This window comes from Mesorhizobium sp. WSM4809, assembly GCF_055811655.1.
The window spans coordinates 266,207-277,026 of record NZ_JBVVQW010000007.1 but is presented as its reverse complement, the minus strand read 5'-3'; the positions used below and the strand labels follow the sequence as shown (position 1 = coordinate 277,026).

Here is a 10,820-nt window from a genome sequence, read left to right as displayed (position 1 = left end):
GCGGGCGCCGGCGGTGAAGACGGCTAGTCTGAGTCCGGCGCCCGAGCGCGTGACGGCCAGCAGCGCGCGGGGGATCACCGCCGGCGCGATGACCGGCAATGTCACCCGCCTGAACGTGGTGAGCGCGGAGGCGCCGAGATCGGCGGAGGCCTCGACGATCGACCAGTCGAAGCTCTTCAGCCTTGCGCGCACCACCGAGCAGACGAAGGCGAGATTGAAGACGACATGGGCGAGGATGATGGTGTGCAGGCCCATGGTCAGATTGAGCATCGAGAAGAACGACAGCAGCGCGATCGCCAGCACGATGTCGGGAATGATCATCGGCGCGAAGATCAGCGCTTCGAGCCCCTTGCCGTATTGCCGGCGCATCTCGATGCCGATCGCCAGCAGCGTGCCGAGCAATGTTGCGATTGCGGTCGACACCAGCGCCACGATCAGCGTGTTGAGCGCAGCGGAGAGGATCGCCGAATTGCCGGCCAGCGAGGCATACCATTTCAGCGAAAAGCCCGACCATGCCGTCGGCAGCCCGCCTTCGTTGAAGGAAAGCGCGACCAGCACGGCTATCGGGATGTAGAGGAAGGCGAAGACCAGGCTCAGCACGAGCCAGAGCGTGCGCCGCGTGGCGGGGGAGCGCTCAGCCATCGGTGTCTCCGCCGGCTTGCGCGGCATGCCCCGAGGCGCGATTGGCGGCCAGCGCCTGCGCCATCAGCACCAGAAGCATGATGGCGATCAGCGCCATCGCGAGCGCGGCGCCGAATGGCCAGTCGTTGGCAGTCAGGAACTGGTCGTAGACGAGGTTGCCGATCATCTGGAAGCGGCCGCCGCCAAGCAGCGCGGGCGTGACGAAATTGCCGATCGACAGCACGAAGACGAACACCGCGCCAGCGGCGATGCCGGGCACGGTCAGCGGCAGGATGACACGGCGGAATGTGGTGGCGGCGGAGGCGCCGAGGTCACGCGAGGCTTCGGCGAGTTCCGGGTTGAGGCGCGACAGCGGCGCGTAGCAGGCGAGGATGACGAAGGGCAAATAGTTGTAGACGAGGCCGGCGATGACCGCGCCTTCGGTGTAGAGCATCGAGGGCGGTTCGCCAGTGTAGCCGAACCAGCGCAACAACTGCGTGATCAGGCCTTCGCGGTTGAGCAGCACGATCCAGGCATAGGTGCGGATCAGGTAATTGGACCAGAACGGCAGCACGGCGAAGAACAGGAATACCGGCTGCCACCGGCGCGGGGCGGCTGCGATGGCGTAGGCGGCGGCATAGCCGATCACCACCGCGATCAGGGTGGCGGTGCCGGCGATGCGCGCCGAATTGAGGAAGATGCCGGCATAGAGCGGGTCGAAGACCAGCCCGAAATTCTCGAGCGTGAAGGTGTATTCGATGCCGCCATAGATGCCGCGCCGGAAGAAGGCGAGCGCCAGCACCAATGCGCACGGCACCACCATCAAGGCCGCGAGCCAGGCCAGTGCCGGGGCCATCAGCAGGGAGGAGCGGGAGGGGAGGTGCTTCACGAAGCACCCCCCTCTGCCCTGCCGGGCATCTCAGCGACCAAAGACCCCCTCACCCGGATTGCCATCCGAATTGCGAAGGGCAATTCGGGGCAATCCGACCTCTCCCCGAGGGGAGAGGAGGTCGCTGGCGCCGGCGCTTTCCTCTTCTCCCCCACGGGGAGAAGGTGGCCGCGAAGCGGCCGGATGAGGGGGTGCTGCGCTGGAGATTGGCGACAGGCCGCGATCCAGCCAATCTCCCCCCTTGAGGGGGAGATGGCCGGCAGGCCAGAGGGGGGCGCGAAGGAACGCAAGCTTGATTCCAGCTACCGAAGTGGCGCGCCGCCTACTGCGCCGCCTTGATCTCGCTGACGATCTTCGAATAGTCGCGCTGGGCGTCGCCGACGTCGCGCAACTGCTCGAACTTGACGAGGTCGGCCACCGGCATCGCCATGTTGGGGAATTTGGCCAGGAAATCGGCCGGCAGGCTTTCCATGGCTGGCTTGTTCGGCACCTTGTAGTCGATGTTCTGCGCCGCCCAGGCGTGGTTCTTGGCGTCGAGCATGAAGTTGATGAACTGGAAGGCGGCATCCTTGTTGGCGGAGGCCTTCATCACCACCATCGTGTCAACCCAGAGGTCGGAGCCTTCCTTGGGAATGACGTATTTGATCTCGGGCTTTTCGGCGATGCCGTAATTGCACCAGCCGTCCCATGCCTGCACCATCAGCGCCTCGCCGGACACCAGCTTGGAATAGAAGGTGGTGTCGTCATAGGCGAGCAGGGTCTTCTTGGCCGAGATCAGCAGATCCTTGACCTCAGCCATCTTGGCCGGGTCGGTTTCGTTGACCGAATAGCCCTTGTCGAGCTGGCCGGCAGCCAGCAGCCAGCGGTCGGTCGCCAGCATGGTGGTCTTGCCCTTCAATTCGTCGGATGGCGCGAGCAGGTCGCTCCAGCTGGTGGGGGCAACCTTCATCAGGTCCGAACGGTAGCAGAGGCCGGTCGTGCCCCAGGTGTAGGGCACCGAGAATGCATTGCCGGCATCGTGCGGCAGCTTGGTTGCCTCGGGATAGAGATTGGTGAGGTTCGGTATCTTGGCGTGGTCGATCGGCTCGGTCAGGCCGAGCTTGTTCAGCACCTCGGCGAAGGGCGAAGAAACGAAGACCACGTCATAGCCCTTGCCGCCGGCGGCGATGAGCTTGCCCATGATCTCTTCATTGGTGGCGTGCACCACCACTTCGCCCGACACGCCGGTGGCGGTCTTGAAGGCGGCCATGGCGTCAGGCGCCATGTAGCCGTCCCAGTTGGAAATGACGAGGTCGGCAGCCGTCGCCGGCGCGGACAGCGCCAAGGCCAGGCCAAGTGCGATCGAAGATGTTTTCAGCGCACGGCGCCGCAGGCTGGTAGCGGTCATGACAGACTCCCATTTCGGTTGATCGTCGAATTGCATTCGCCGGACCAACGCTTGCGACCCTTGCCGCTGCCTCGATCCCGTTCCCTAGGTCTTTTTCTCGCCGATTGCCCTGACAGTACTATTGCAGAAAAAAGTACGTCAATCCATAATTTGCTAAGCGATCGTGGAATCTGGCCGATTGCGTCCGTGCGGGCGATCGGTCAGATCAATGCGGTCATGTCGTTTTCCACGAGACCAGTCATGCAAGCCGCAGCCCGACGACCTCGCACCAACCACCTCGATCTGGCGCAGCGCATCCTGGATGTGGCGCGGCAGCGCGGTTTTGAGCCCGGCGCACGCTTGCCGGAGCAGCAGATCGCTTCGTTGTGCAATGTCTCGCGCACGCCGGTGCGGGCGGCTCTCGGCCTGCTCGCTGAACGGGGTGTCGTGCGCTGGGAGGCAGATTCCGGTTATCACCTGGCCATCGACCTCACCGCGCAGGCTTCAGTCGCCACGGAACTGCCCGCCGCCGAGGAGGACGAGTTGGCCGAGGCGATCCTGCGCGACCGGTCGGCGCGTCGGCTGGACCAGACGGTGACCGTCGCGGGGCTGATACGGCGCTACAGTGCCGAGCGCAAGACGGTACTAAAAGCACTCAACAAACTGACTGAAGAGAATTTGTTGGACCGAGCGCCTGGCCAGTCCTGGCTGTTTCGGCGCACCCCCGACGATCCAGAGGCGCAAGGCGACAGCTATGAGTTCCGCTTGCTGCTGGAACCCGCGGCTATCCTGACGCCGGGCTTCCGGCTGGACGGCGCGCGGGCGGCGACGTTGCGCCAGGCTATGGAAGCGCTGGTGGCGCTGCCGGACGCCGCATTCGATACACGCGAGTTCCAGCGGCTGGACATCGATTTTCACGGCATGCTCGCCGAGGGCTGCGCCAACCGCTTCATCGCCGACGCGCTGGCCGATCACCTCAGGCTGCGCCGGCTGCCGGGCATCTATACCGGCGTCAACGTCTTCCGCTTGCGGCAATCGCTGCGCGAACACCTTGTTATACTCGACCATCTTGAAAGCCTGCAGTATGAGGTGGCGGCCGATTTGCTTCGCATCCACCTGCGGCTCTCCCGCAACCAGCGACCGCAAGCGGCCAGTCGCGGGGCGCCCGCCCTGTTCGGCATGATCAGCCGGCCGGAATGACGAGGATTAATTGACGCGTAAAGCCAGCCCGACCATCGCGCTGTTTCCCGAAGCCAGTTTCGGCGCGGCGTTGAATTGCGTCGGCATCGCGCAGGCATTGCGTGCCAAGGGAGCCCGGCCCGTCTTCATTTGCCATGCCGGCTTTTCCGGCGTCTTTGCCGACTATGGTTTCCAGGAATACCAGCTGCCGACCGACGAGCCGCTGAGCGACAGCGAACGCCAGAGCTACTGGCAGGCTTTCGTGCGCCGGCACCTGCCGCATTTCCGGCTGAGCCCGATCGACCAGCTGGAAACCTATGTCGCGCCGACCTGGCAGGCCATCGTCGACACTGCGGTCAACGCCGAGGCGCCGCTGCGCCAATTGCTGGCGCGGCTGAAGCCGGACGCGGTGGTGCTCGACAATGTCATCATGTTCCCGGCGATATCAGCCGCCGGCTGTCCCTGGGTGCGTGTCGTCTCCTGCGCCGAGACCGAGCTGCCGGATGCCAATGTGCCGCCCTATCTGTCGGGGCTTGGCGCCGACGACCCGCAACGCGCGGCTTTCGAGGCAAGGTATCTGGCGGCTTGCGCGCCCGCACATGACCGCTTCAATCGCTTTCGCATGGATGCCGGCCTGGCGTCGCTGCCGAAGGGCCTGTTCCTCGAGGCGTCGCCCGACCTCAATTTGCTGCTGACGCCTTCGATCGTGCGTCGTGAGCGGGCCGAGCCGCTCGATCCCACGCGCTTCGTCTATCTCGAAGGCTGCGTGCGCTCGGAAGGGCCGTTCGAAGTGCCGGTGTTTCCGCGCAACAAGGGGCCGCTGGTCTATGTCAGCTTCGGCAGCCTCGGCGCCATGGATGTCGGCCTGATCGAGCGCATGCTGGTCGTCTTCGACAGGCTGTCGGCGCGCTTTATTGTCAATGCCGGCGGCCTGCGCGACGCCTACCGTGCGGTGCCGGACAATGTCTATCTCGACGCCTGGTTTCCGCAGCCCTCGGTGGTGGCGAAGTCAGACCTGTTCATCCATCACGGCGGCAACAACAGCTTTTGCGAAGCGCTGCGCTTCGGCGTGCCGTCACTGATCATGCCCTATTGCTGGGACGGACACGACAATGCGCGCCGCGCCGGAGAAACCGGCGTCGGTGACCATATCGGCCGCGACGCCTGGACCGAAGGAGTGTTGGAGAGAGCCATTCTCGGCCTGCTGGCCGACGATGCCATGCGCGCCCGCCTCAAGGACAATGCAGCCCAAATGGCGCTGAAACCTGGAACGGATGTGGCCGCGCAAGCCATACTCTCTCTGATACGGACGTGACGAAATGCCTGACAACAACGCGAATATCTCGCTCTTCAGCGGCAATGACGCCAAGGCCTGGCTGACCCGGCATGGGATCAACGAAGTCGAGTGCCTGGTGCCCGACATGAACGGCGTCCTGCGCGGCAAGGCCTTGCCGACGGCCAAATTCCTCCAGGCGCTGGAAGATCGGGCGCTCTATCTGCCGAGCAGCGCTTTCCTGGTCAGCATCGACGGCCGCTACTCCGGCTCGATCGACGAGGGCTTTGCCTATTCGGACCCCGACATGCGCATGGTGCCCGATGTCTCGACGCTGTGCCTGGCGCCGGGTGCCGCTCCCGGCAAGGCCTATGTCTTCGCCGATGCCTTCCATATGGACGACCGGCCCTGGATGGCCTCGCCGCGCCATGTGCTGCGCGCCGTGCTCGACCTCTGCGCCAGGCGCGGCTGGCGGGCGGTGGTGGCGCCGGAGCTCGAATTCTATCTGACCGCGCCCAATCCCGATCCGGACCAGCCGCTGACTGCGCCGGTCGGCGCCAATGGCCGTGCCGAGAACGTGCAGCATCCCTATGACATGGCCGCACTCGAGGAGTTCGAGCCGGTGATCCGGCGCATCTACGACTACGCCGCGGCGGCCGGACTGCCACTCGACACGCTGATCCATGAATCGGGTACGGCGCAGCTGGAAATCAACTTCCTGCATGGCGACGCGCTGCCGCTGGCCGACAAGGTGCTGCTGTTCAAGCGGCTGACGCGCCAGGCCGCGCAGCAGAGCGGCATGCATGCGACCTTCATGGCCAAGCCGATCGCCGCGCAGGCGGGAAGCTCGATGCATCTGCACATGTCGGTCATCGACGAGGCTGGCAGGACGCTGTTTGCCGGCAGCGACGATGCCGACACCGCAATGTTCGGCCACTTCATCGGCGGCCTGCAGAAATATGTCCCGGAAATCATGCCGCTGTTTGCGCCCAATGTGAATTCGTACCGTCGCATCAGGCCGAACCACAGCGCGCCGGCCAACATCGAATGGTCGCATGACAACCGTTCCTGCGGCCTGCGCGTGCCGGCCGGGGGCCGCGCGGCGCGGCGGGTGGAGAACCGGCTTCCAGGTGCGGATTCCAATCCTTACCTGGCGATCGCCGGCTCGCTGCTTGCCGGCTATCTCGGCGTCGAACAGAAACTGGCGCGCTCGGCCGAAGCGTCGGGCAATGCCTACAAGATCAAGAGCACGCTGCCGAAAACGATGGAGGAGGCGCTCGATCGTTTCGAGGCATGTGAGCCGGTGCGGGAACTGCTCGGCGAGGATTTCTTCCAGACCTATCTGCGCGTCAAGGGCGTCGAGCTCGACCTGTTCCAGGGCGTGGTGACGAGCTGGGAACGCGACCACCTTCTGCTGAAGGTGTGAACATGGCTTCCAGTTCAACGGACTTCAATTCGGGCCTCGATATCGCCAAATCCTATTATGTCGCCACCGCCAATCCGGCGCCGGACCATCCGGCGCTGGTCGGCGACGTCGACACCGACCTGGTTGTCGTCGGCGGCGGCTGCACCGGCCTGTCGGCCGCCCTTCACGCCGCCGAGCGCGGGTTGAAGGTGGTGCTGCTCGAAGGCGGCAAGATCGGCTGGGGCGCGTCGGGCCGCAATGGCGGCCAGATGATCCCCGGCCTGCGCAAGGGCGCCAAGGGCCTGGTCAAACTCTACGGGCCGGAGCGGGCAAAGGTGCTGTTCGATCTTGCCTTCGAGGCACGCGGGCTGGTGCTCGATATCATTGAGCGCCATGCCATCGATTGCGATCTCAGGCTGACCGGTCATCTGGTGGGCGCGGTCAACGGTTCCGACCTCAGGGATCTCGAGGAAGAGGCCGAGTGCCTTGAAAGCGTGATGAAGTTTGGTGACGTCGAAATCCTGTCGGCGGCTGAAGCCCGAGCCAAGGTCCACACATCATACCATGGCGCGATGTATGAGCCGCTCGGCGGCCACATGCATCCGCTGAATTACACGCTCGGCCTTGCCCGCGCAGCGGTTGCGGCCGGCGTCATCATCCACGAGAATTCGGTGGCGGTGAAGCTGGAGCGTGAGCCTTCGATCCGGGTCTCGACGGCAAAGGGATCGGTTCGGGCCAGACATGTCGTGCTGGCGGGGGATGCGCTGCTCAATGGGCTGGAGCCACGCGTCAACAGCCGCATCATGCCGGTCGGCAACTACATCGTCGCCACCGAGCCGCTGGAGGGCAAGCGCTATGTCATCCCGGCCAATGTCGCGGTGTCCGACACCCGCTTCGTCGTCAACTACTACCGCATGTCGGCGGATGGGCGCCTGCTGTTCGGTGGCGGCGAACGCTACACGCCATCACCGCCGGCCGATATCGCCGGCTTCGTGCGGCCGCATATGGAAAAGACCTTTCCGCAGCTCAAGGGCTGCCGCATCGATCACGCCTGGGGTGGGCTGGTGTCGGTGACGACATCACGGCTGCCGCACGTCGGGCACTATGGCGAGGTGTATTTCGCGCATGGCTATTCCGGCAAGGGCGTCATCCTGTCGACGCTGTCGGGCAAGCTGCTGGCCGAAGCGATCACGGGTGATGCCTCGCGGCTGGATTTGTTCTCGACGCTGAGCCCGATGCCGTTCCCCGGCGGCACGGCGTTGCGTGGGCCGCTCTATGTGCTGGGCATGCTGTGGTACGCGATGCGGGATCGTATCAAGCATTGATCAGAGGCAATTGTCGACGTTAGCACTGCCCCTCACCTGCCTGCCGGCATCCTCTCCCCGTCAACGGGGCGAGGGACGCTGTTGTCGCCGGTATCGCCAATGTTGCAGGAAAGGCGATGGCGTTGCGCCAGCTACTTTCTCCCCGTCACTATACGGGGAGAAATGCCCGGCAGGGCAATGAGGGGCGGCGCTGGCGTTTGAAGAGTTTTCGGGCGATTGATTAGACGACAAAAAAATCCTCGATGCGCTGCCTGGCCTCAACCAGCACCGGCAGTATCTCCCGCTCCATCTCCGCCACCGAAAAACGCGCCGACTGAGTCGAGACGTTGATGGCCGCGACCGTGCGCTCCGCGCGGTCGCGGATCGGCACCGCGATCGAGCGCAGGCCGAGCTCCAGTTCCTCGTCGACGATGGCAAAGCCGTCCGCTTTCGCCTTGCCGATGGCGCCGGCCAGCAGCCTGATATCGGTGATCGTCTTCGGTGTCCGTCTTTCGATGGTCGCCTGGTCGAGGAATGCGTCCAATTCCCCTGATGTCAGCCCGGCCAGCAGGATGCGCCCCATCGAGGTGCAATAGGCCGGCAGCCTGGTGCCGACATCGAGCGACACGCTGAGGATGCGGCGGCCGGGAATGCGGGCGACATAGACGACATCCTCACCCGACAGGATGGCCGCAGAGCAGGCCTCGTTCAGTTGTGCTGCCACAGCCTGCATGATGGGCGCGGCGAAGGCCCATAGCGAGGCGCCGCCGAGCCAGGTGCGGGCGACCGTCAGCAGGCGCGGCGAAAGCGAAAACACGCGGCCGGCCTGTGTTGCATAGCCGGTGGCGGTGAGTGTCAGCAGGAAGCGGCGGGCGCCGGCGCGGGTGAGGCCCGCTTCCTCGGCCATTTCGGTCAGCGTCATCCCCGAGGGGTGCCGGGCCAGGATTTCCATGACGGCAAGGCCGCGCTCGAGCGAGCCGACATGATCACGGGAAGCGGCTTGTTCGTCCATCTCAACTCCGCGGACGGCATCGGCGTCAGGATTGACTCCACGCCCTCGCTCAGCGTAGAAAGTATCGCATACAAAACATGTGTTCGCAATACGAACTTTCTGAATCCGGAGCCGATGCGATGGTCAAGTTCCTGCCGCTCAAACAGGCTGTTTCGGAGAACCTGAACAGTGGCGACACAGTCGCCTTCGAGGGCTTCACCCATCTGATCCCGACGGCGGCTGCGCATGAGGCGATCCGCCAGGGGTTTCGCGACCTGACACTGATCCGCATGACGCCGGACCTGATCTACGACCAGATGATCGGCATGGGCATGGCGAAGAAAATCATCTTCTCCTATGTCGGCAATCCCGGCGTCGGCCTGCTGCGCCGCGCCCGCGACGCCATCGAGAACGGCTTTCCGCGCTCACTCGAAATCGAGGAGCACAGCCATGCCGGCATGGCCAATGCCTATGAAGCGGGTGCTGCCGGCCTGCCTTGTGCGGTGTTTCGCGGCTATCGCGGCGCCGGGCTGGCGGCGGTCAACCCGAACATCAAATCGGTGACCTGTCCCTTCACCGGCGAGGTGCTGGCGGCCGTCCCCTCGATCCGGCCTGATGTCACCTTCATCCATGCGCAGAAGGCCGACCGGAAAGGCAATGTGCTGGTCGAGGGCATCATCGGCATCCAGAAGGAAGCGGTGCTGGCGGCCAAACGTGCTGTGGTGACCGTCGAGGAAGTGGTCGACTATTTTGACGATCTGCACCCCAATCTGACCGTGCTGCCGCGCTGGACGATCGCGGCGATATCGGTCGTGCCCGGCGGATCGCATCCGTCCTACGCGCATGGCTATTATGCGCGCGACAATGCCGCCTATCTCGAATGGGACGAGATCGCCGCCGACCGCGAGAAATTCCAGGCGTGGATGCATGCCAACGTGATCGAGAAGAGCGCCGACGATTTCGCGGCCCGGGTCGAGCATTTGAGGAAAGCGGCATGAGCGACAATCCGGGATTCACCCCCAACGAGATGATGACCATCGCCGCCAGCCGCGCGCTGCGGAATGACGATGTCTGCTTCGTCGGCATCGGTGCGCCGTCCGCCGCCTGCAATGTGGCGCGGCTGACGCATGCGCCTGATATCACCCTGATCTACGAGAGCGGCACGATCGGCACCTCGCCCGATGTGCTGCCGTTGTCGATCGGCGATGGTGAATTGTGCGAGACCGCTATCACCACCGTCGCGGTGCCGGAGATGTTCCGCTACTGGCTGCAGGGCGGCCGCATCTCGATCGGCTTCCTCGGCGCGGCGCAGCTCGACAAATTCGGCAACATCAACACCACGGTCATCGGCGACTATTTCCATCCCAAGACCAGGCTGCCGGGCGGCGGCGGCGCGCCGGAGATCGCGACGTCGTCGAAGGAGATCTACATTACCATGGCGCAGACCAAGCGCGGCATGGTCGAGAAGATCGACTTCTTCACCTCCTTCGGCCATGGCGAGGGCGGCGATCATCGAAAGCGTCTCGGCATCGACACTGCAGGCCCGACCTTGCTGATCACCGACCTCGCCATCTGGAAGCCGGATCCGGTGAGCAAGGAATTCACCGTCGTGTCGCTGCATCCCGGCGTCACGCGCCAGCAGGTGCAGGACACCTGTGGCTGGGTGGTTAAGTTCGCCGAGGCGCTTGACGAAACGCCGCCGCCAAGCGAACTCGAACTCAAGACATTGCGCGACCTGCAGGCCCGCACCAAGGCGGCGCATGAGGGAACCGGAAAAGCAAAGGCTGCATGA

At 64.4% G+C, this 10,820-nt stretch carries 10 protein-coding genes; 6 read left to right on the top strand and 4 right to left on the bottom strand.

The genetic code is table 11. The features are described from left to right. The 3 genes from AC0L24_RS20215 to AC0L24_RS20205 all read right to left on the bottom strand — a co-directional run. Positions 1-642, bottom strand: a 642-nt coding sequence (locus tag AC0L24_RS20215) for an ABC transporter permease (RefSeq protein ID WP_473564098.1), incomplete at its 3' end; no start/stop codon positions are given. Further along, the gene (locus AC0L24_RS20210; RefSeq protein ID WP_127811298.1) at positions 635-1,477 is read right to left on the bottom strand and encodes an ABC transporter permease; all 843 of its coding nucleotides are present in this window, start codon (positions 1,475-1,477) and stop codon (positions 635-637) included. The genes AC0L24_RS20210 and AC0L24_RS20215, both read right to left, overlap by 8 nt. 355 nt (positions 1,478-1,832) lie before the next feature. Then, positions 1,833-2,897 carry a polyamine ABC transporter substrate-binding protein gene (locus AC0L24_RS20205; protein ID WP_127266967.1) on the bottom strand — a complete coding sequence of 355 codons (1,065 nt, stop codon included), beginning with the start codon at positions 2,895-2,897 and terminating at the stop codon, positions 1,833-1,835. Positions 2,898-3,137: 240 nt separating this feature from the next. On the opposite strand from AC0L24_RS20205, the gene AC0L24_RS20200 reads away from it, so the two are divergent. The 4 genes from AC0L24_RS20200 to AC0L24_RS20185 are packed head-to-tail and all read left to right on the top strand — an operon-like array spanning position 3,138 to position 8,058. Then, entirely contained in the window at positions 3,138-4,076 is a 939-nt protein-coding gene (locus AC0L24_RS20200) for a GntR family transcriptional regulator (RefSeq protein ID WP_127396482.1), read from the top strand. A gap of 10 nt (positions 4,077-4,086) precedes the next feature. Then, positions 4,087-5,370: a nucleotide disphospho-sugar-binding domain-containing protein gene (locus AC0L24_RS20195; protein ID WP_292660148.1), complete on the top strand. Its 1,284-nt coding sequence runs from the start codon at positions 4,087-4,089 to the stop codon at positions 5,368-5,370. A gap of 4 nt (positions 5,371-5,374) precedes the next feature. Continuing rightward, positions 5,375-6,754 carry a glutamine synthetase family protein gene (locus AC0L24_RS20190; RefSeq protein WP_473564097.1) on the top strand — a complete coding sequence of 460 codons (1,380 nt, stop codon included), beginning with the start codon at positions 5,375-5,377 and terminating at the stop codon, positions 6,752-6,754. A gap of 2 nt (positions 6,755-6,756) precedes the next feature. Further along, positions 6,757-8,058: an NAD(P)/FAD-dependent oxidoreductase gene (locus tag AC0L24_RS20185; RefSeq protein ID WP_473564096.1), complete on the top strand. Its 1,302-nt coding sequence runs from the start codon at positions 6,757-6,759 to the stop codon at positions 8,056-8,058. A gap of 220 nt (positions 8,059-8,278) precedes the next feature. Here the strand turns inward: AC0L24_RS20185 and AC0L24_RS20180 are convergent, their stop codons facing one another. Continuing rightward, positions 8,279-9,049, bottom strand: coding sequence for an IclR family transcriptional regulator domain-containing protein (locus AC0L24_RS20180; protein ID WP_473564095.1), 771 nt, complete (start codon positions 9,047-9,049; stop codon positions 8,279-8,281). A gap of 119 nt (positions 9,050-9,168) precedes the next feature. Here AC0L24_RS20180 and AC0L24_RS20175 point away from each other — a divergent pair, with 119 nt between their 5' ends. Then, on the top strand, positions 9,169-10,026 hold the full coding sequence (locus AC0L24_RS20175) for a CoA transferase subunit A (protein WP_473564094.1): 858 nt from the start codon (positions 9,169-9,171) through the stop codon (positions 10,024-10,026). Beyond that, entirely contained in the window at positions 10,023-10,820 is a 798-nt protein-coding gene (locus AC0L24_RS20170; RefSeq protein ID WP_473564093.1) for a CoA-transferase subunit beta, read from the top strand. Before AC0L24_RS20175 ends, AC0L24_RS20170 begins: the two co-directional genes overlap by 4 nt.